Annotated in this window: 20 protein-coding genes; 14 read left to right on the forward strand and 6 right to left on the reverse strand. The window is 64.3% G+C overall.

The window, feature by feature from the left end; translation table 11 throughout:
* The first annotated feature begins 117 nt into the window (after window positions 1–117).
* The 12 genes from flgB (at window position 118) to ACM14_RS14515 (ending at window position 12,104) form a co-directional block, all read left to right on the forward strand.
* The gene (gene flgB, locus ACM14_RS14460) at window positions 118–531 is read left to right on the forward strand and encodes a flagellar basal body rod protein FlgB (RefSeq protein WP_013800365.1); all 414 of its coding nucleotides are present in this window, start codon (window positions 118–120) and stop codon (window positions 529–531) included.
* A 30-nt stretch (window positions 532–561) separates the two neighbouring features.
* Entirely contained in the window at window positions 562–966 is a 405-nt protein-coding gene (gene flgC / locus ACM14_RS14465; RefSeq protein WP_012202564.1) for a flagellar basal body rod protein FlgC, read from the forward strand.
* 34 nt (window positions 967–1,000) lie between these two features.
* Window positions 1,001–1,663, forward strand: coding sequence for a flagellar hook assembly protein FlgD (locus ACM14_RS14470; protein ID WP_012202563.1), 663 nt, complete (start codon window positions 1,001–1,003; stop codon window positions 1,661–1,663).
* A 40-nt stretch (window positions 1,664–1,703) separates the two neighbouring features.
* The gene (gene flgE / locus ACM14_RS14475; protein WP_065346518.1) at window positions 1,704–2,969 is read left to right on the forward strand and encodes a flagellar hook protein FlgE; all 1,266 of its coding nucleotides are present in this window, start codon (window positions 1,704–1,706) and stop codon (window positions 2,967–2,969) included.
* 29 nt (window positions 2,970–2,998) lie between these two features.
* Entirely contained in the window at window positions 2,999–3,739 is a 741-nt protein-coding gene (locus ACM14_RS14480; protein WP_012202561.1) for a flagellar basal body rod protein FlgF, read from the forward strand.
* A gap of 22 nt (window positions 3,740–3,761) precedes the next feature.
* Window positions 3,762–4,544, forward strand: coding sequence for a flagellar basal-body rod protein FlgG (gene flgG / locus ACM14_RS14485; protein ID WP_013800362.1), 783 nt, complete (start codon window positions 3,762–3,764; stop codon window positions 4,542–4,544).
* A gap of 175 nt (window positions 4,545–4,719) precedes the next feature.
* The gene (locus tag ACM14_RS14490) at window positions 4,720–5,427 is read left to right on the forward strand and encodes a flagellar basal body L-ring protein FlgH (RefSeq protein ID WP_013800361.1); all 708 of its coding nucleotides are present in this window, start codon (window positions 4,720–4,722) and stop codon (window positions 5,425–5,427) included.
* 20 nt (window positions 5,428–5,447) lie between these two features.
* Window positions 5,448–6,596 (forward strand): flagellar basal body P-ring protein FlgI, encoded by a 1,149-nt coding sequence (locus tag ACM14_RS14495; protein ID WP_012202558.1) that lies wholly within the window; start codon window positions 5,448–5,450, stop codon window positions 6,594–6,596.
* On the forward strand, window positions 6,593–7,555 hold the full coding sequence (gene flgJ / locus ACM14_RS14500) for a flagellar assembly peptidoglycan hydrolase FlgJ (RefSeq protein ID WP_012202557.1): 963 nt from the start codon (window positions 6,593–6,595) through the stop codon (window positions 7,553–7,555). Before ACM14_RS14495 ends, flgJ begins: the two co-directional genes overlap by 4 nt.
* 14 nt (window positions 7,556–7,569) lie before the next feature.
* On the forward strand, window positions 7,570–9,534 hold the full coding sequence (flgK, locus tag ACM14_RS14505) for a flagellar hook-associated protein FlgK (protein WP_065346519.1): 1,965 nt from the start codon (window positions 7,570–7,572) through the stop codon (window positions 9,532–9,534).
* Between the two features lie 23 nt (window positions 9,535–9,557).
* The gene (flgL, locus tag ACM14_RS14510; RefSeq protein WP_034398045.1) at window positions 9,558–10,790 is read left to right on the forward strand and encodes a flagellar hook-associated protein FlgL; all 1,233 of its coding nucleotides are present in this window, start codon (window positions 9,558–9,560) and stop codon (window positions 10,788–10,790) included.
* Between the two features lie 21 nt (window positions 10,791–10,811).
* Window positions 10,812–12,104 (forward strand): HDOD domain-containing protein, encoded by a 1,293-nt coding sequence (locus ACM14_RS14515; RefSeq protein WP_034398042.1) that lies wholly within the window; start codon window positions 10,812–10,814, stop codon window positions 12,102–12,104.
* A gap of 143 nt (window positions 12,105–12,247) precedes the next feature.
* Here the strand turns inward: ACM14_RS14515 and ACM14_RS14520 are convergent, their stop codons facing one another.
* The 6 genes from ACM14_RS14520 to ACM14_RS14545 form a co-directional block, all read right to left on the reverse strand.
* Window positions 12,248–12,547 carry a flagellar protein FliT gene (locus ACM14_RS14520; RefSeq protein ID WP_012202553.1) on the reverse strand — a complete coding sequence of 100 codons (300 nt, stop codon included), beginning with the start codon at window positions 12,545–12,547 and terminating at the stop codon, window positions 12,248–12,250.
* A gap of 2 nt (window positions 12,548–12,549) precedes the next feature.
* Window positions 12,550–12,963, reverse strand: a complete 414-nt coding sequence (gene fliS / locus ACM14_RS14525) for a flagellar export chaperone FliS (protein WP_012202552.1) — start codon at window positions 12,961–12,963, stop codon at window positions 12,550–12,552.
* A 104-nt stretch (window positions 12,964–13,067) separates the two neighbouring features.
* Window positions 13,068–14,495, reverse strand: a complete 1,428-nt coding sequence (gene fliD / locus ACM14_RS14530) for a flagellar filament capping protein FliD (RefSeq protein ID WP_368072935.1) — start codon at window positions 14,493–14,495, stop codon at window positions 13,068–13,070.
* Between the two features lie 175 nt (window positions 14,496–14,670).
* Window positions 14,671–15,543: a flagellin domain-containing protein gene (locus ACM14_RS14535; protein WP_065346520.1), complete on the reverse strand. Its 873-nt coding sequence runs from the start codon at window positions 15,541–15,543 to the stop codon at window positions 14,671–14,673.
* A 292-nt stretch (window positions 15,544–15,835) separates the two neighbouring features.
* Entirely contained in the window at window positions 15,836–16,687 is an 852-nt protein-coding gene (locus tag ACM14_RS14540) for a flagellin domain-containing protein (protein WP_065346521.1), read from the reverse strand.
* A 249-nt stretch (window positions 16,688–16,936) separates the two neighbouring features.
* A complete protein-coding gene (locus tag ACM14_RS14545; protein WP_065346522.1) occupies window positions 16,937–19,741 on the reverse strand; it encodes a tetratricopeptide repeat protein in 2,805 nt (934 codons plus the stop codon).
* A gap of 359 nt (window positions 19,742–20,100) precedes the next feature.
* Between ACM14_RS14545 and ACM14_RS14550 the strand changes: the two genes are divergently transcribed.
* Both ACM14_RS14550 and ACM14_RS30690 read left to right on the forward strand, forming a co-directional pair.
* Entirely contained in the window at window positions 20,101–20,325 is a 225-nt protein-coding gene (locus ACM14_RS14550) for an acyl carrier protein (protein WP_065346523.1), read from the forward strand.
* Between the two features lie 5 nt (window positions 20,326–20,330).
* Complete coding sequence (locus tag ACM14_RS30690; RefSeq protein WP_084027377.1) at window positions 20,331–21,368, forward strand: ketoacyl-ACP synthase III; 1,038 nt, start codon at window positions 20,331–20,333, stop codon at window positions 21,366–21,368.
* Window positions 21,369–21,372 lie beyond the last annotated feature (4 nt).

Consider the following 21,372-nt stretch of genomic DNA (forward strand, 5'->3'; position numbering starts at 1 on the left):
CGCTTTCTTCGCGCTTTAGCGTTCGGGCCCGATTTCCATAATCGACGCATGCCGCAGTCCGTGGGCTGCCGCCATTTCGTCAACCGATCACCGCAAATCCCAGAGGGCGAGGCCGACATGCTCGACAAGATGACTGAACGACTGGACTTCCAGAGCAAGGCGCTGGTGCTGCGCGCCGAGCGCCAGCGTGCAATCGCCAGCAACATCGCCAATGCCGACACCCCGGGCTATGTGGCGCGCGACTTCAATTTTCGCGAGGCGCTGACGGCCGTTACCTCCGGCCCCTCGCCCATGACGCTGGCCAGCGTCAGCCAGGGCGGACACATTCCCCTGCCTGCCGCCGCCTCGGGGCAGAGCGCGCAAAGCCATCTCGGCTACTCGGTGCAGGCCCAGACCAACATGGACAACAACACCGTGGACCTGGACCGCGAACGCGCCAACTTCGTCGACAACGCCGTGCGCTACGAAGCCACGCTGCGCTTTCTGAACGGCCAGGCCAAGACCATGCTGTCGGCCATCCAGGGCCAGTAAGCCGGCGCCACAGACCACAGGAGCTTTCCCATGTCAATGTTCTCCATCTTCAGCATCTCCGGCAGTGCCGTCAGCGCCCAATCGCAGCGCCTGAACGTCGTGGCCTCGAATCTGGCCAACGTCGATGCCGTGGCCGGCCCCGACGGCAAGGCCTACCAGGCGCGCCAGGTGGTCTTCCAGACCGTGGCCATGGGCGAGGAAGGCTCCTCTGGCGTGCGCGTCAGCGCCATCAGCCAGGACAACACGCCCGGCCGCCGCATCCACGACCCCCAGCACCCGCTGGCCGATGCCGAAGGCTATGTGACGCACTCCAACGTCAGCGCCGTGGACGAGATGGTCAACATGATCTCGGCCTCGCGCTCCTACCAGAACAACGTCGAGGTCATGAACACGACCAAGTCGCTGCTGCTCAAAACCCTGCAGATGGGCCAGTGAGCCCCGTCCGCACCACTTTCCAGGAGCCACTCCCATGATCTATGGCGCAGGCAGCGTCGCCAGCACGGCCGACATCAACAACAAGTCCGCCACGAGCAATTCGACCACCGACCCCGCGGCGGCGCAGGACCGTTTCCTGAAGCTGCTGGTCGCGCAGTTGAACAACCAGGATCCCATGAATCCCATGGACAACGCGCAGATGACCTCGCAGATGGCGCAGATCAACACCGTCACCGGCATCCAGCAGTTGAACAAGACCATGGAAAGCATGGCCGGCCAGTTCACCGCCATGCAGGTGCTGCAGGGCACGCAGATGATCGGCCGCACCGTGCTGACCGAAGGCAACACCCTGGGCGTGGGCAAGGAAAAGTCCTATACGGCTGCCTTCGACCTCGAAGGCCCGGCCGCCGACGTGAAGGTGCAGATCACCACCGCCAGCGGCGAGCTGGTGGACACCGTCGAGCTGGGCAGCGGCACCGCTGGCCGCAACTACTTCACCTGGGACGGCAGCAAGTACACGGGCGACGCCAGCCAGCTGCGCTACACGGTGCAGGCCACGAATGCCGACACGGTCGTGGCCTCGACCACGCTGTCGCCCCATGCGGTGCTCGCCACAGGCACCACCGACGGCAAGCTGACGCTGGAGCTGGACGACGGCACCAACGTCGCCTACGCCTCCGTCAAGGCCGTGTACTGACCCCCGCACCATCCACCCAAATACATCGCAGGAGCACACCATGGGATTCCAACAAGGCCTCTCGGGTCTGAACGCCGCCAGCAAGAACCTGGACGTGATCGGCCACAACATCGCCAACGCCAACACCACGGGCTTCAAGTCCTCGCGCGCCGAGTTCGCCGAGGCCGTGGCCAGCGCCGTGGGTTCGGCCAGCGGCCAGAACAGCGGCATCGGCGTCAATGTGGCCGCCGTGACCCAGCAGTTCCGCCAGGGCCCGATCACCACCACGGGCAACAACCTGGACGTGGCCATCAACGGCAACGGCTTCTTCGTCGTGCGCCAGCCCGACGGCAGCACGGCCTATACGCGCGCCGGCAACTTCGGCCTGGACAAGCAGGGCAACCTCAAGACCGTGCAGGGCGACAACGTCATGGGCTACCCCGTGGACGCCACCACGGGCAAGGTGCTGGCCGGCGGCCAGCCCGTGCCCATGGTCTTTCCTTCGGGCCAGCCGATCGCTGCCAAGACCACGACCAAGATCGACGTGAATCTCAACCTCGATGCCCGTGCCACCGTGGCTGCAGGCGATGCCACCAAAACGCCACCGATCCCGGCCACTCCTCGCGCCACCTATGGCACATCGGTCAATGTCTACGACAGCCAAGGCGTGGCCACACCTGTGCAGATGTACTTCGAGAAGGACGCGACCGCCAATACCTGGAAGGTCTATGACGGCCTTGATGACCCTACGGCAAACCCGCCCAAGACAGCGACCTTGCTGGCAACACTGACCTTTGACGCTGCAGGCAAGCTCAAGACAGTCGCTCCCAGCCCTGCGGTTGCCTCCATCCAGACCAACAATCCCAATTCGCCAACCCCGGGCTCCGTCAGTGTGACGCTGGACTTTTCCAATGTCTCCCAGTTCGGCACCAAGTTCGCGGTCAGCAGCCTCAAGCAGGACGGCTATACCGCTGGCGCGCTCACCGGCATCAATGTCGGCAACGATGGCTCCATCGTGGCCACCTACTCCAACGGCGTGACGCGCACCGAGGGCCAGCTGGCCCTGGCCGCCTTCACCAACACCCAGGGCCTGGGCGCCGTGGGCGACAACAAGTGGGTGGAGACCTCGGATTCGGGCCCGGCCCTGAACGGCACCGCCGAGTCGGGCACCTTCGGCTCGCTGCGCTCGGGCGCGCTGGAAGACTCCAACGTGGACCTGACCGCCGAGCTGGTGAACATGATGACCGCGCAGCGCGCCTACCAGGCCAATGCCCAGACCATCAAGACCCAGGACCAGGTCTTCTCGACCCTGGTGAACCTGCGCTGATAGCCAAGAACTGAGTCAGGAGAGCCGGCATGGACCGCATCATCTACACATCCATGACGGGCGCCAACGCAGCGGCGCAGCGTCAGTCCGTGCTGGCCCACAACCTGGCCAATGCCGGCACCAACGGCTTCCGGGCCGAAATGTCCACCTTCCGCTCCGTGCCCCTGCAGGGCAGCGGCGCGGGCACGCGCGTGTTCGCGCTGGAGGCGACCTCCGGCTACGTGGACACGCCCGGACCCACCCAGCGCACGGGCCGCGCACTGGACGCCATGGCCATGGGCCGCGCCTGGTTCGCCGTCCAGGGCCTGGATGGCCAGGAGGCCTACACGCGCAACGGCGTGTTCGAAGTCTCCCCCGAGGGCCAGCTGGTCAACAGCAACGGCCAGGCCGTGCTGTCCGACGGCGGCGGCCCCATCGACATTCCCCCCGAGTCCACGATCACGCTGGGCTCGGACGGCACGCTGACCGCCAAGACCGGCAACCAGCTGCCCGTGGCCGTGGGCCGCGTCAAGCTGGCCACGCCGCCCGAGGACACCGCGCTGGTGCGCGGCAATGACGGCCTGTTCCGCACGGGCGACGGCGATCCGCTGCCCAACGACGAGAACGCACGCCTGCTGTCCGGCGCCATCGAAGGCTCGAACGTGAACTCGGTGGAGACCATGGTCGGCATGATTGCCGCCGCCCGCCAGTTCGAGACCCAGATGCGCCTGCTGCAGACGGCAGAAACCAATGACAAGACGGCCAGCCAACTCTTGAGCATGAACGGCTGAAAGCACTGAAAAGGAAAACGCCATGATCAATTCACTGTTCATCTCCAAGACCGGCATGGAAGCCCAGCAGACCCAGCTGGACGTGATTTCCCATAACCTGGCCAACGTCTCGACCACGGGCTACAAGCGCGCCAGCGCGGTGTTCGAGGATCTGATCTACCAGAACCTGCGCCAGTCCGGCTCGCAGACGACCGAGCAGAACCAGCTGCCCACGGGCCTGCACCTGGGCCTGGGTGTGCGCACGGTGGCCACCTCGCGCAATTTCCTGCAGGGCGCCCTGCAGCAGTCCAACAATGCGTTGGACGTGGCCATCGACGGCAACGGCTTCTTCCAGGTCAACATGCCCGACGGCACGACGGCCTATACCCGTGACGGCTCCTTCCAGGTCGATGCGCAGGGCCAGCTGGTGACAGCCAGCGGCATGCCCATCGCCAACGGCGTGACCATTCCCCAGGGCGCGACCAAGGTGTCGATTAGCCCCGAGGGCGTGGTCAGCGTGACCATGGCCGGACAGGCCGCGCCCCAGCAGGTGGGCAATATCGCCATGAGCCAGTTCATCAATCCGGCCGGCCTGGAGCCGCGTGGCCAGAACCTGTTCACCGAGACCGCTTCCTCGGGCCAGCCCCAGCAGGGCCAGCCCGGCGTCAACGGCATGGGCATGATCAAGCAGGGCTACCTGGAAGGCTCGAACGTGAACGTGGTGCAGGAGCTGGTGACCATGATCCAGACCCAGCGCGCCTATGAAATGAATTCCAAGGCCATCACGACTTCGGACCAGATGCTGGCCAAGCTGGCGCAGCTGTAATCGATCTCTCCCCCTGAGCGGCTTCGCCGCTTCCCCCTCTCTCGCTGCGCGGGAGGGGGACGACACCCTCGGTGCGGGGCGGCCCTTCCTCGGTGTCCCTGGGCTGGGACATGCCAGTTCTCGAGGGTGGGGTCTGCATGCGCAGCCATGAACCATTGAACCCGGGAACATCGCCATGACCCAACGAACCTTCTCCCTTTCCGCGACGGGCACGTGCCTGGCGCTGGCGGCAGTCCTGTCGGGCTGCACGACGCTCAATGACCCACCGCCGGTGGACATGCCGTCCACTGCGCCTCCGGTGCTGATGCCGGCCGCGCCCGTGGCGGGCAGCCCTACGGGCAGCCTGTTCAATGCCGCCAGCTACCGTCCCGGCTTCGAGAACCGGCGCGCGCGCCTGGTGGGGGACATGGTGACGGTGCAGATCGTGGAGCGCGTGACGGCCAGCCAGAAGTCGGATTCGGGCCTGAAGCGCTCCAACAAGACCACGGCGGGGATTTCTGCGCTGCCGCTGTTCTCGGGCAATGCGCTGGCCAATCTCAAGGACCGCTCGAACATCGGTTTCAACAACAACAACGACTACACGGGCTCGGGCTCGACGTCGAGCGACAACACGTTCACGGGCGCCATCAGCACGACGGTGGTCGATGTGCTGCCAAACGGCCATCTGGTGATCGCCGGAGAAAAGCAGATCGGCGTGAACCACAACGTGGATGTGCTGCGCTTCACGGGCACGGTGGACCCGCGCACGATGCAGCCCGGCAGCCTGGTCGCATCGACCCAGGTGGCCAATGTGCGCGTGGAATCGCGCAGCCGCGGACAGGCCGGGGAAGCGCAGTCAATTGGCTGGTTGTCCCGGTTCTTTTTGAACGTTATGCCGTTCTGATTCTCCGGAGAATGGACAGCATGAAAGTACTGTCCATGCTCCTGACATTGCGCCAAGCGCAGCGCCCCTTCTGGGTTGCAGCCGCCCTTGGCGCCAGCATGCTGACCCTGCCGGCGCATGCAACACGCATCAAAGAGGTCGCTGCCATCCAGGGCGTGCGCAGCAACCAGTTGACCGGCTACGGTCTGGTGGTCGGCCTCGACGGCACGGGCGACCAGACCACCCAGATGCCCTACACCAAGCAGGCCCTGGCCAATTACCTGGAGCAGATGGGCATCTCGCTGCCCGCCACAGGCAATTCGGGCCAGCTGCAGCTCAAGAACGTGGCGGCGGTGATCGTCACCGCCGAACTGCCGGCCTTTGCCCAGCCGGGCCAGGCCATCGACGTGGTGGTCTCCTCCGTGGGCAATGCCAAGTCGCTCAAGGGCGGCACCCTGGTGGCCACGCCGCTGCGCGGCGCCGATGGCGAGATCTATGCGCTGGCCCAGGGCAACCTCGTGGTCGGCGGCGCCGGCGCCTCGGCCGGCGGCTCCAAGGTGCAGATCAACCACCTGAGCGCAGGCCGCGTGCCGCAGGGCGCCCAGGTCGAGCGCGCCGTACCCACCCCGATCAATGAAGGCGACAGCATCACGCTGGGCCTGAACGCCACCGATTTCCAGACCGCCGACAAGGTGGTGCGCGCCATCAACCAGCGCATGGGCCAGGGCGTGGCACAGGCGCTGGACGGGCGCACCGTGCGCGTGTCCGCGCCCCAGGACCCGGGATCGCGCGTGCGCATGATCGCCGAGATCCAGGAGATGCCGATCGAGACCTCCAAGCCCTCGGCCAAGGTCGTGATCAATGCACGCACGGGCTCCATCGTGCTCAACCAGGCCGTGACCCTGGGCCCCTGCGCCATCGCGCATGGCAACCTGGCCATCACCATCAGCACCACGCCGGTGATCAGCCAGCCGGGCGCCTTCTCGCAGGGCCAGACCGTGGTGGCCCAGAAGTCCGACATCCAGATCAAGCAGGAGCCCGGCAACATCATCAACATGCCCGGCTCCCCGCAACTGACCGACGTGGTGCGCGCACTCAACACGCTGGGCGCCACGCCCCAGGACCTGCTGGCCATCCTGCAGGCCATCAAGGCAGCAGGCGCCCTCAACGCCGAACTGGAGGTGATATGAGCATCGCACTTCCCAACGGATCGCAGACTGCGGCCAGCAATGCGCTGGCGGCCGACGCCCGATCCCTCAACGCACTCAAATTCGCGGCCGGCGAGAACAGTCCGCAGGCCGCGAAGGAAACCGCCAAGCAGCTGGAATCGCTGTTCATGCGCGAGATGATCAAGAGCATGCGCGAGGCCACCATGAAGTCCGGCCTGCTGGACAGCGCACAGGGCAACCTCAGCACCGACATGCTGGACCAGCAGCTGTCGGTGGCCATGTCGGGCCAGCCCGGCGGCCTGTCGGATGCCATCACGCGCCAGCTGGCCCGCACCATGGGCTCGGAAGCCGCCGAGGATGCCGAGATCTCCGTGCCCTCCACACTGAGCATGAGCCGCATCGCCTGGCGCAGCACGGCCGGCAGCGCCAATGGCACCACAGGCGCCTGGAGCGGCAGCCGCAGCAGCGCGGCCCAGTCCGTCAACGCCTACGCGCCCGCGCCCAAAGGCCGTGACAACTTCGTCGCCCACCATGGCGACGCCGCTGCACGCGTGGCGCAGGAAAGCGGCATTCCGGCCGCCTTCATGCTGGGCCAGGCCGGACACGAGACCGGCTGGGGCAAGAGCGAAATCAAGAATGCCAATGGCAGCAATGCCCACAACCTGTTCGGCATCAAGGCCGGCAAGGGCTGGACGGGCAAGGTCGCCGAGGTCACGACCACCGAATACATCGACGGCGTGGCGCGCAAGGTCACGGCCAAGTTCCGCGCCTACGACTCCTACGAGGAGTCCTTCCGCGACTACGCGCGCCTGATCACCAGCAATCCGCGCTACGAGAAAGCCATGGGAAAGACCGACTCGGCCCTGGCCTATGCGACCGAGCTGCAGAAAGCCGGCTACGCCACCGATCCCGAATACGCCAGCAAGCTCAGCCGCGCCATCCAGAGCGCCGTGCAGAGCGCGGCACGTGCCCAAGCCTAACCAGAGAACACGTCATGAGCCTTTTGAACGTCGGGTCCCGTGCCCTGATGGCGAACCAGATCGCCCTGCAGACCACAGGCCACAACATCGCCAACGTCAACACGGCCGGATATTCGCGCCAGAGCGTGGCCTTCCAGACCTCGCCGGGCCAGAACATGGGCAGCGGCTACATCGGCAATGGCGTGGATGTGAACACCATCCTGCGCAACTTCAATGACCTGCTCAACCGCCAGGCAGCCACGGCCAGCGCCGTGTCGGCGGCCGACTCGGCGCGTGCCACCTCGCTGGCGCAGATGCAGGAAGTGTTCGGCGGCGGCAAGACTGGCCTGGGCGCGGCGATCACCGACATGATGAATTCGTTCGGCGACGTGGCCGGTGCGCCCACCGACCCGTCGGCGCGCCAGGTGGTGCTCACGCGCATGAACGAGCTGGCGGCGCGCTTTCGCTCGGCATCGGCGCAGCTGGACGAGCTGGACTACAGCGCCAAGCAGCAGATGGGCAACGATGTGACCGTGGTCAACAGCCTAGCCGGCCAGGTGGCCACGCTCAATGCGCAGATCAGCCGCTCCATCGCCTCGGGCCAGACGCCCAACGACCTGCTGGACCAGCGCGACCAGCTGGTGCGCAACATCAACAAATACGTGCAGACCAGCCAGATCCCTGCGGACGACGGCAGCATCAGCCTGTTCGTGGGCGGCAGCCAGCCGCTGGTGCTGGGACCCAATTCCGCCCAGCTCACGCTCAAGGAAGCCACCGAGTTCCCGGGCAGCGGCAAGATGGCCCTGTACTTCCAGCAGCCCGGCGGCCAGAACGTGGAACTGACGCCCTCCATGCTGGGTGGCGGCGAGATCGCCGGCCTGCTGCAGTTCCAGGGCAGCGACCTGACCGAGGGCCGCAACCTGCTGGGCCGCATGGCCCTGGCCATTGGCGACTCGCTGAACGAGCAAAACAACCTGGGCCTGACGCTGTCGGGACAAAGCGGCAGCAATCTGTTCAAGCTGTCCATGGTCAGCAACGGCTCGACCACGGGCGCGCAGTGGACAGGCGCCACCACGCCGACGACCACGGTGGTCGACTCCAGCCAGCTCAAGGCATCCGACTACCAGATCGTCTTCGGCAGCACGGCACCAGCAGGCAAGGTCATCCGCCTGTCGGACGGCAAGGTCACGGACTTCACCAACATGGCCGACCTGAGCTCCAAGGAGATCGACGGCCTGCGCTTCGACCTCAAGGCCGAAGGCGTGTCGGGCAACACCGTGCTGTTCCGCCCCATGGCGGCGGGCGCCCACGACATCCAGGCCGCCGTGCACTCGCCCAACGACCTGGCCGTGGCCAACCCCGTGGCGGCCAGCATCAAATCGCTGGGCGATGCAACCCTGCAAATGGGCGGCATCCAGGTCAGTGCCGGCTTCAGCCTGGCAGGCTTTGCCGGCGCCGAGGTGTCGTTCAGCAAGAACGCCGCCGGTCAGCTGGAATACACCATCACCCCGGCACCGGCAGGCGGCATTCCCGCCACCGGCCTCTACACCTCCGGCCAGCCGATCCAGCTGGCACCGGGCCTGCAGGTCAAGATCACCGGCACGCCCGCCATCAACGGAACCACCAGCGACAAGGTCACGCTGGGCAAGGCCACCGACCCACAGTACGGCACGGCCTATCAGCGCGATGCGGGCAATGCCAGCTCCTTCCTGGCCCTGCGCGACAGCAAGCTCTTCGATGGCTCGACCACGCTGAGCGACGGTTTTTCCACCGCCATGGCCCAGGTCGGAACGCGCACGCAGAGCGCGCAGTACGCGGCCAAGCTGTCCGAGACCATTGCCAAGAACCTGGAGGCGGACCGCACGGCCGTCTCGGGCGTGAACCTCGACGAAGAGGCCGCCAAGCTGCTGCAGTACCAGCAGTCCTACCAGGCCTCGGCCAAGATGCTGCAGGTCGCGCAAAGCATTTTCGACAGCGTTCTGCAGACCGTAGGCCGCTGATCACAGGACAGGAGCATTCCACCATGAGCATCTCCCGCATTGGCACGGCCAACATGTACGAAAGCACCATCAACAACCTGAACTCGCGCAACACGAGTCTGGTGGACCTGATGGAAAAGACCACCTCCGGCAAGCGCGTAGTGCGCGCCAGCGACGACCCCGTGGCCGCCGCACAGGCCGAACGCGCACTCACGCGCATCTCCCGCTCCGAAAACGACCAGCGCGTGCTGGGCCTGCAGCGCGATGTGATCGCCCAGGGCGAATCCAAGCTGGGTACGGCCCAGGACGCACTCAAGGACTTCCGCGACAAGATCCTGGCGGCAGGCAACGGCTCCTATGACCAAAAGGCCCGTGATGCGCTGGTGCAGGAACTCCAAAGCCTGCGCGACCAGGTCCTGAGCTACGCCAATGCCAAGGACTCCAATGGCATGCCTCTCTTCCGGGGACTGGGCAGCAAGGAAGACCCCCTGACCAGCGCCACGCCTGGCGCGAGCTCCCAGCTGCAGGCAGGCCAGAGCACAGGCGGCGAGAACGGGCTGCCGATCGCGCTGGACGGGTTCTCGACTTGGATGAACGTGCCTACGGGCAACGGCGTGTTTTCCGTCTCGCGCCAGTCGGTGGCCGGCAGTTCCGCCTACGCGAGCCTGGGTACCGTAACGGATCCCAGTCAACTGACCAGTGACACCTACACCATTGCCTTCGTCAAGGACCCGGTCACCAACGCCGTCACCTATAGCATCGACGCCTTCAACCCCCTGCCCGCCCCCGGGGGCACCACAACCAACAAGGTTCCCGCCGGTACGGCCTTCCCCGCCGACGGCAAACTCACCGTGGACGGCATGTCCGTCGGCATTTCGGGCAACCCGGCCACCGGCGACACCTTCAAGCTGGCGCCCAGCCAGCGCACCGACCTGTTCAGTGTGCTCGACGGCGTGATTTCCGCAGTCAAGAACGGCGGCACGGACCCTGGCGGCCTGCAGCAAGGGCTGGCACGCGGCCTCAATGAACTCGATGCCGGCATGAGCCGTGTCCAGGCCATGCGCAGCTTCGCCGGCGACCAGCTCAACCGCGCCGACCGCCTTGAAGACGACATGAAGAACCAGGCGGACCAGCAGGAAGCAGCGCGTTCGCGGGCCGAAGACATCGATATGATCAAGGCCCTCTCCGATGTGGACATGCAGAAGGTGGGCATGCAGGCTGCCTTGCAGTCCTATGCCTCGATCCAGAAACTGTCACTGTTCAACTTCATCAACTGATAGCCACCCGCGCATGCATCCATGGTCCAGTCCGTCCTGAGCTCTCTGACCCTCGGCTATAGGCCGCTCTGGAACCAGGCCCGCCGTCTGGCGGGCGTGCAGCTTTATCTTCACGAGGAACCCGGCGTCCAGGCCGACGTGGCCCACCTGCTGCGCATACTGCGCGAGACCTGGGGCACGCAGTCGCCGCCGGTACTGCTGTCGCCCCAGTCGCGCCAGGTGCTGTGCGACCTGCTGGAAAACGCCTCCAAGGGCAGCCCCTGGATCGAAGTGCGCGGCGACTGGCTGCAGGACTCCGCCATCTACGATCTGGTGCGCCAGGCCCATGCGCGCGGCCTCATGCTGGTGTGGCGCGGGCCACTGTCCGATGTGCCCGACGCCCAGGCCGCCCACTGGTTTGCCAGCAGCCTGCTGCACCTGCCGCCCGAAGGCGCTTCTGGCATGCAAAACCAGACAGCGCTTGCGCTGCAACAGGCCGCGCAGGCAGCCCAGGCACCGACCAAGCTGCAGGCCCTGAAGCAGGCCGCCAGGCCCGCGCCCACCCTGCCGCCCCTGCAACTTCTGGGCGGCCAGATGTACGAGGGGCTGGACAGCCTGGCCCTGACCGATCTGTGCCTGGACAGCTTCCATGCGGGCGCCATCGCCGGCTGGCCCGTGGCCGATACGCTGCATGCCCAGCGCCATCACGCCGCCCTGCCCAGCCGCGACACCGTGCTCGCACTGATGCGCGCCGTCGATGCCGAGCAATCGATCGAGGCCTTCGAGCAGATCCTGGGCGAGGACCCCATCCTGGCCTATCGCTTCATGCTCTACACCAACTCCGCAGCCCTGGGCCTGCGGGGCAATGTGGACTCGCTGCGCCGCGGCCTGGTGATGCTGGGATACGGCACGCTGCAGCGCTGGCTGTCCGACCAGCTGCCCCACGCATGCACCGAGCCCAGCCTGGTGCCCGTGCGCACCGCCATCCGGCTGCGCGCCAGCCTGACCGAGCGACTGATCGAGGCCGGCATCAGCCACGACCTGCAGCGCGAGGTCTATCTGCTGGGCCTGCTCTCGCAGCTGGACCAGCTGCTGGGCGAGCCCCTGCCCACCGCGCTGCGCCGCATTCCCGTGTCCGAGCGCGTCTTCGACGCCGCAGTGACGCGCACCGGCCCCTACGCGCCAGCCTTGCTCATGGCCATTGCGCTGGAGTCCGACGATCCCGCACCGATTCGCCAGCTGCGCGAAGAACACGCCTTCGAGATCGAGGACGTGAACCGCATCCTGCTGCGCATGCTCAGCGAACTGCAGGTGCAGCCCGCGCCTGCGGCCTGATCAGTCCACAGCAGCCGGGTGGGAAGCCTCAGCCGCCCCTGGCATCCGCAGATTCCGCCCATAAAAAAACCGCCTGAACATCAGGCGGTTTTTTTTTGGCCGGCAGGAAGGCTGCGGATGCTGCTCCTGCCGATCTGCCCTGCTCAATGCATGGCGTGGGGCTGGCCGTCGAACATGTGCTCGAACTGTGCCAGCCAGGGCTCGGCCAGCGTGCGGATCTGGGCATCGTTGCGCAGGATGCGCTGCATGATGCGGGCCTTCTCCTTGCGCTGATCGGGCGCCAGCGGCTCGTCATGCGACTTGAGCCGCAGCTGCTCGATCAGCACGGCACAAGTGCCCTCGTAGCGCGTCACCCCCTCCCAATCCTTGTTCTGTGCGGCCTGCAGCATCTTGGCGCTGCTGTCTTCTATGGCCCGGTAAAAGTCAATCAATGTCAGCTCCATTTCTAGGTCCCGGCAACGGCTGGCGCGTTGGCGATGTCGCGCCAACCATGGGCAATCGGAGCCAGCACATCCTGCGCGCTTTGCAGCAGCGCCGTGTCGTTGCGCAGATTGGCCAGCGTCAGCTGGGTGATGCTGTAGTCGTAGACGGAAATCAGGTTCTGGGCCAGCTCGCCACCTTCATCGGGATTGACGGAGGCCTTCAGGCCTTCTTCCAGAATGCGCACGGCCTTGCCGATCTGCACACCCTTCTCACCGATGTCGCCACGCTGCATGGCTCCCTTGGCCGCGTTCAGCGCTTTTTCGAGCGCATCGAACAGCAGCTGGATCAGCTGGTGGGGCGATGCGCCGTCCACGGACGACTGGACGCCGACCTGGGCGTAGGCACTTGCAGCACGGCGGTTGAGCGATGTGTACATGTTCGTTTCCTTGATGTCTTGTTCTTCGGCTGCAATGCCTGAAAATTTAGAGGCACCGGGCATTGGTTACAGAAAACACGACCGCCGCTCCGCATGGCTCCTATTTATTTATTCCACTGGGAAACCTGCTGGTTCATGTAGGCACTGAGCGCCGAGTAGCCGCTCATCTTCTTGTCCAGCGACGCGTACTGCTCACGCAGGCGCTTTTCCAGCGAATCGGCCTGGTCGTTGATCCGGTCCTGGGACTTGCCGTTGCTCTTCTTGAGCTCCTGCAGGCTCTTGCTCTTGGTGTCGAAGGTGCCATCGAATTCCAGCGCCTTGCGCGTGAAATCCTTCATGCGCGCGGCCAGGCCCTGCGTATCAGGCTGCCCGTCCGTTCCCACTGCAGCAAACATCTTGCTCATGGACTCGGGGTCCTTCAGTGCTGCATCGAGCTTGGTCTTGTCGCTTGCCGTCGTGCCGAAGGTCAGCTTGCCGCCCTTCTGGATCTGAATGCCCATGTCCGACAGACGCTTGAGCGTGTCCGCTGCGCCAGCAACCGTACCCGAGACCACGCTGCGCAGGCTGTTGGTCATGCCCACCGTGGTGGAGTCGCCCTGCAGCACGCCGGCGGCCTTGCTTTCGGCGTCGTACTTGGTTGAGCTGGCCAACGCGTCATTGAGTCCGTTGTAGGCATCCATGAAGGCCTGGATCTTCTTCTTCATGCCCTCAGTGTCCGAGGACACCGTCACCGTCACCGGGGTGGCCGCCGCCGTCACCTGGTTCACGGTGATGTTCAGGCCAGGCACGGTCTGCTTGAACTCGTTGGTGGTCGATTGCACCGTGATGCCGTTGACATTGATCTCGGCATTCTGGGCGTACTGCGCCACGGAGCCCGTGGTTGCCTTGCCGTTGAAGGCCAGGGCCGACAGGCTGGAATCGCCGCTGGCACCGACCGTGAAGCCGGCATCGGCACCCGTGGCACGCGAGCGCAGCACCAGGCGTTCACCCTGGGCATCCTTGAGCACCGACGCCACCACGCCCGTGCCCTTGCTATTGATGGCCTGGACCACGTCTTCCAGCTTGGCACCAGCCGCGATATCGATCTCCACGGGAGTGCCGGGATTGCTGAACTGGTCGCCAGTCTTGTCCCAGCTGCCCATGGTGATGGTGAGCTTGCCAGCCCCGAACTGGGTGGCCGTCGGCATGACACCGGTCGCCACGGACTGGCTGCGCGCCAGTTGCGTCACCGAGATCACCGAAGATCCGGGCAGTGCATTGGCATCCGTCACCGTGGCAGTCACGGCCGTATTGGTCGAGGTGGCATTGGATAAACGCCACGTATCAGCGTCGGCCAGGGAAGTGGCCGCGTCCTGAAGCGTGGACATCAGGGATTTGATCTGCCCGAACGTGGATATCTTGGAATCCAGGACAGACGCTTTTTGCTGAAGCGGAACCAGTGACTGCCTTTGCAGGGCCACCAGTTTGGCGATCATCGTCTCGTCCAGGCCGCTGCCGCTGATGCCAGCTGAACTCAAGGTGGCCATGACCATCCCTTTCTAAGTGCAGAACACCTCCGCGCCATAGCGCAGAGCGCGTCCTTGCGAACACGCACACCAAATGCCCGAGAGCATCCCCCGGTATCTTATCGACCGGTTTTTCTGGAACCTGAGGCTTTTCTTGGCCACGCCCCGCGCAGCCAGGCTCAAAAGCCCCCCTGGCTCCCTCTTACTGGATCAGCTTGAGCACCGACTGGGGCAGCTGGTTGGCCTGAGCCACCATGGCTGTGCCGGCCTGCTGCAGGATCTGCGTGCGGCTCAGGTTCGCGGTTTCGGCGGCAAAGTCGGCATCCATGATGCGCGAGCGTGCGGATGCGGTGTTCTCTGCAGCCACCTGCAGGTTGGAGATCACGGCTTCGAAGCGGTTCTGTGCGGCACCGAAGGTGGCGCGCGTGTTGTTGACCAGGTCCAGCGCCGTATCGATGGCAGCCATGGACAGGCGCGCATCAGGAGCCGAGCTGCCTGCACCGAGCAGAGAACCCAGAGCTCCACCCAGCGAAGGAGGCGTACCGGTCGTGATATCCAAACCGCCCGGTGCTGTGCCCGTCAGGTTGACGGCCATGATCGTGATCTGGTTGTCGGCGCCGGTATTTGCCCCCACCTGGAACACGGTGGCATTATTGTTGTCCAGCAGTTGGCGGCCGTTGAAGCTCGTGCTGCCGACGATACGGGCGATTTCCTGTGCCAGTTGCTGGAACTCCTTGTCCAGCGAACCACGGTCCGTCGTGCCGTTGGTGTCGTTGGCGGCCTGCACGGCCAGCTCACGCATGCGCTGCAGGTTGTCGCTGAGCTTGCCCAGCGCGCCTTCGGCCGTCTGCGCCATGGAAATGCCGTCATTGGCATTGCGCATGGCCACATTCATGCCGCGTACCTGAGCGTTCATGCGCTCGGCAATGGCCAGACCCGCCGCGTCGTCCTTTGCACTGTTGACACGCAGACCCGAAGACAGGCGCTGCATGGTCGTGCTCAGCGACGACTGGGATGTGCTGAGATTGCGCTGGGCGTTAAGCGAAACAAGATTGGTGTTGATGATGGATGCCATGGGGCAGCTCCTCGTTAGGCATGAACAATGGCCAACCGTTCGACGACCCCAAGCCGCCAGAACGCCAGAAAGCACGCCAGGACTTCCAGCTCTGCCTATCTGATGCCAACGATTGTGCGGAAAAGCCCCTGCGCCAAAGCGCCGATAAAGCCCATGATCCGGCGCCAATTCACCCTTCGAACACCCTCTTCGCCCACTCTTTCGGCCATAAAAAAAACCCCAGGCAGATGCCTGGGGTTTGGAGAATTCCGGCCGCCTCCTGCTTGGGAAGGCAGCCGGACTCGTACTACGATCAGCGCAGCAGGGCCAGAACGCCCTGGGGCAGCTGGTTGGCCTGGGCCACCATCGCCGTGCCGGCTTGCTGCAGGATCTGCGAGCGGCTCAGGTTGGCGGTTTCCGAAGCGAAGTCGGCATCCATGATGCGGCTACGGGCCGAAGCGGTGTTCTCGGAAGCCACTTGCAGGTTCGAGACCACGGCCTCGAAGCGGTTCTGCGTGGCGCCCAGCACGGCGCGCTCGGAGTTGACCGTGTCCAGAGCCGTGTCCAGGTTGGAGATCACGGTGGCCAGGGCGGTAGCGTCCAGAGCCGTGGTGGCGTTGGAGCCGATCGAGGCGCTGGTGATGGCCGTGATGTCGGTGTTCGTGCCCAGGTTGCTCGTGGTGACCGTGATCGAGTCGTTGGCCGAGGTGTTGGCGCCGACCTGGAAGTTGATGGCGCCGGAGTCGGTGCTCAGAATCTTCTTGCCGTTGAAATCAGCGCCCTTGATCACGCGGTCGATTTCCTTGCCCAGCTCGACGAATTCCTTGTTCAGCGAAACCTGGTCCTTGGCGCCGTTGGTGCCGTTACGGGCCTGCACAGCCAGTTCACGCATACGCTGCAGAGCGTCGGTCACCTTGGACAGGGCGCCTTCAGCGGTCTGGGCCATCGACACGCCGTCGTTGGCGTTGCGCACTGCCACGTTCATGCCGCGGACCTGGGCATTCATGCGTTCTGCGATGGCCAGGCCAGCGGCGTCATCCTTGGCGCTGTTGACGCGCAGGCCGGAGGACAGGCGCTGCATGGTGGTGGACAGCGAGCTTTGCGAAGTAGCCAGGTTGCGCTGGGCGTTCAGCGATTGCACGTTGGTGTTGATAGACATGGCCATGGTGACAACTCCTAGTAAAGTCAGTTACGTCGCCGCCACGGTGCCCTCGCTTATCGCAAGGCGGGCGGCGGCGGCCCAATCCGACCATCGGCCGCTTTCACATCGAATTACGCGGCTTTTGGTGGGCTCAGGACTTTTTGTCCCTCTGCTGAGTTGGTTTTCGGAGCTGCCCCGGCGAACTTTAGGGGGACTTCACAAGATTTTTTGCACCGCGCGGCATGGCCCATCCGCGCGGTGCCTGATTCGCTGTTACAAAACGGGGGCCACGGGAGCGGCCAGACCCAGATCCTCATAGGAGACACGCAGATCCACAGGCTCCTGTCCCTGGCACCAGCGGGCCCAGGCCTGGCGCATCCCCATCGCCACCGAGCGCGCCACGATATCCGCCTGTTGCGGCTCCAGGTCCTGCAGGCGTGCGCGCAGCCCCTGGCGTATCTGCTGCAGCTGCTGCAAATGTGCCTGCCAGTACGCAGCCTGGTCCAGCAATTGCGCCAGGTCCCGCGCTGCAAAGCCCTGGTCCAGGCCCACACGAGCCATCACTTCGGCCGACTGCCGCCCCGCCAGCAGCTCCCCCATCAGCGTCAGCGTGGGCACGCCCATCCACAGTGCGTGGTTGGTGACCACTCCGCCCGTGAAGGGCAGAGTATCCAGGCAGATATCTATGTCATGGTGGGCCTGCAGATAGTGCTCGAATCCCATCTGCTCCACAAAATCGACGCGTTGCGCGGCCACGCCCTCCTGGGCCAGCCAGTCACGCAGGTGCTGCGGAGGACCGGAACGGGAGCAGGCCGCGATCTTCAGCCGCGCCGTGGGCAGGGTGCGCAGCACCTCACCCCAGACAGAAACCACCTTGCGGTTGATCTTGGACAGGCGGTTGAAGGAGCCAAACGTCAAATGCCCGTTGCGCAGCGCCGGCAGTGGCGCCACGGCCTCCTGGTGGATGCCTCCGTCGAAGACATATGCCAGCGGAACACGCATCAGCCGCTCCGTCAGCTGGGTCTTGAGCAGTTCATCTTCCAGGATCAGGTCGCTGAGCACGATGTAGTCCATGCTTTCCAGGCCCGTGCTGCCGGGGTTGCCTATCCAGGTCATCTGCAGCGGCGCAGGCTTGGCGGCAAACAGATCCAGCCGGTGCCCGCGCGTGTGGCCGCTCAGATCGATCAGGATATCGATGCCGTCGGCCCGCACCAGGTTCGACAGCGACTGCACATTCATATCCCGGATACCGCGCCACAGCTGGAACAGGCCCTGGAACTCCTTGGTGACTTCATCGTGGATCTCGTTGTTGCAATAGGCAACGCACACCAGGTCGCCATGCCGGGACAGCTCGCGCATCACCGGCAGGAAGAACTTGGCGGCCGCATGGGCGCGAAGATCGCCGGACACAAAGCCCAGGCGCAATGTCTTGCCGGGGTCGCGGGCATTGTCATGCCCGGTCCCTTGCTGCCCCGCGGAGTGGCACCGCATGAGCGCGCCATATTCGCGGTTGGCCCGGCCCACCGAGGCTGCACTGGCCTCAGGAGAATGGATCATGGCGAACAGGCGCGCGCTGTAGGCGGGCTCGTAGTCCGGGTGCAGCCTCACCAGTTCATCCAGCTGTTGCATGTGGCGCGCGGCGTCACCGCAGCGGTCCCAGTAGGCGGCACGCTGGAACATCAGCTCCCGGTCACCGGGCAAGCGCTCCAGCGCGGCCGTCAGCGCCTGGTCGAGCCGGGGCAGATCACGGGTTTCAAGCAGCACGTGGCAACGGATGATCTGTGCGCGAGCGCTATCAGGCTGAATGCGCAGCGCTTCTTCAAGCAGTTCCAACGCTTGATCCCACTTCTTCTGGGCGAACAGCGTGAAGGCCGTTTCGCAGAGAAGCACCGCATTGTCGGGACGCAATTGCAGCGCCTTGCGCAAGCAGGTTTCGGCTTCCCCCAGTCGGCCGCCGGCACACAGCAGCAACGCCAGATGCAGCAGCAGTTCCAGGCTGCCGGGATCGAGCTGCAGCGCCATGCGATAGGCCGTTTCCGCCTGCAGCTCCCAGCCAGCCTCGCCCAGCACATGGGCGCTGGCCAGGCACAAGCGCAGGTCCTCGGGCCGCTGCTGCATGAGCAGCACCAGGAACTGCGCACATTCCTGCAGCCGTCCGGTCTTCTGCAGCGCAGCGGTCAGCCGGGACAGCGTGTCCACATCCTCGGGATCGAGCAGCAGCGCGTTCACATAGCAGGGCAGGCTGTCTTCGGTACGGTCCTGGGCACAAAGTGCATCGCCCAGATGCGAGAAAGCCTGGGTCCAATGCGGCCGCAGCGCCAAAGCCGCGCGCATCGCACGCTCGGCCTCGGCCGCGTGGCCTGCCTGCAGGCAGATACCACCCAGGTTGAACTGCACCTCGGCATCGCGCGGCAGCAGAACGGCTGCCTGGCGCGCTGACTGCAGGGCCGCCTCGATGCGGCCGTTCGCATGATCGGCTGCCGCCTTGAGCTTCCAGACCAAGCCGCTCCTGGGATACTGGCGAACCAGCGACCCCGCCAACTGACTGACCTCGGCATGCTCGCGCTGGGCGAACAGCTGCATCAGCAGCCGCAGCTGCGCATCGGGCACCCGGCCCCGGCCATCGCCGGCAGCAGGCGCCATCTCCGGCTCAGCCGGCCCCAGCGGCCAACGCGCGGCCTGCTCCTCCAGAAACGCTGCGGCCTGGGCGCCCTGCACCAGAGCCACATCCTTTTCCAGCTGCTCCAGCGCAATCTCCTGCATGCCGTTGGCCCGTGCCACGTCGATCAGCGAGATGGCCATGTCCAGCAGGCCCTCGCGGATCAGCATGTGGATGTACAGGCGCCAGTAGCCAAAATCCGCAGGCCGCACGCCGATGGCCGCCTCCAGATAGGGCAGCGCCTCTGCGCTGCGCAGCTGGTGCAGACCCAGCAGCTGGGCCATGCCGTGCAGGGCTTCGGCATGGGCAGGCTCCTGCTCCAGCACCTTTTCATAGGCTTGGCGGGCCTGCTCGAACTGCCACTGGTCGTGCAACTGGCGGGCCTGCTGCAAATGCTCGTTCGTATTCATCTTGGTCATCAAGGTTGCGGGCAAGCGCCCCACCACAGGCCCGGCACCCAGGCCAGCACCCGCACAAATACCGCCATCGTGCAGGCAAGCCGGCAAACACGGCCCCTGGATAAGCGGGCGCAAACCGCATTTCTTCCACTTTTACCAGGTGGCCCGGTCACCGCCTGCTACAAAACAGGAAGCACCCCAGGGAGCCATATGCCATCATCCCCGGGTCCGCCAGGACAGCATCGCCCCGCGCAGCATCGGAACAGGACTCGCTTTCGCCCACAGTTCCAGCCTTCCGGCGCAGGGGCGCTCTGCGAAAATTCATCGAAGCGTTTGCCCTCATAGGCAGGCGCCCAGCCTATTTTTCAGGAACCCATCCCATGCCCTCCATTGACCAATTCATCGAAAGCTTTCTGACCGCCGTGGACTTCCAGGAAGCCGTAGAAGTCACCCCCGAAACCGAGCTCAGGAGCCTGCCCGAGTGGGACTCTCTGGCCGCGCTGGGCGTGATCGTCATGTTCGATGTCGAGTTCGGCAAGACCATCACCGGGGACGACCTCAAGAACTGCTCGACGATCACCGACCTCTACAAGCTGCTGGGATAACCACCATGGCGCTGTCCACTCTGCACAACGTCCGCTTTGCGGGCATGTCCAGTTGCGTACCCAAGCGGGTGATCTCCAATCTGGAGGATTGCCCACCATCGCAACGCTCCGAGCGTGAAAGGCTGGTGCGCAACATCGGTATAAAGACGCGGCGCATCTGCCCGGAATGGCAGTGCTTTTCGGACCTAGCCTTTGCTGCCACAGAAAAGTTGCTGGCCGAACTGCAGTGGCAGCGCAACGAAATCGATGCTCTGATCGTCGTTACCCAGTCTCCCGACTATCTGATTCCATCCACCGCAATCATTCTTCAGGACAGGCTGGGATTACCACACGGAACTATTGCTTTTGATGTGAACCTGGGCTGTTCGGGTTATCCGTTCGGACTACACCTCCTGGGCAGCATGATTGCAGCAGGTGGAGTAAGGAAGGGATTGCTGCTGGTGGGCGATAAATCGGCTAACATCAATGATCCACTCTTCTCAGATGCAGGAACCGCGACAGCGCTAGAGTTCTCGGCCGATGCAGCTCCCATGCACTTTGACCTCAATAGTGACGGCAGCGGCTACAAGGCCATCATGAAGCCTATTGGGGGGCATAGGGAACCGTACGCGATACATCATGGCATTCCAACCCGCGATGACCATGGAATTCTCCATTGGCCCAATGATTTATCTCTGGATGGACCAGCAGTTCTTAGCTTCTCGACCCAAAGAGTGCCACCTGCTGTACAGCAAATCCTCGAATATGCCAAGCTTGAAAAAAATAATATTGATTATTATATTTTTCACCAAGCCAATAGAATGATAAATGAGACCATCAGAAAAAAGCTGGGACTTACTATCGAACAGACTCCAAGCACTTTGCATGATTTTGGCAACACCAGCAGTGCGACTTTACCGATAACAATTACGGCGCGACTTCGCAATACACTTGCGCAAGACCGGCACAAAATACTTCTCTCGGGATTTGGAATTGGCCTTTCATGGGGAGCCTGCATCATGGATATCGATGGCGCTTGTCTTCCTGAGTTGATCGAAGAATAACCCT

Source organism: Delftia sp. JD2, from assembly GCF_001682645.1.
Taxonomy (GTDB): domain Bacteria; phylum Pseudomonadota; class Gammaproteobacteria; order Burkholderiales; family Burkholderiaceae_C; genus Comamonas; species Comamonas acidovorans.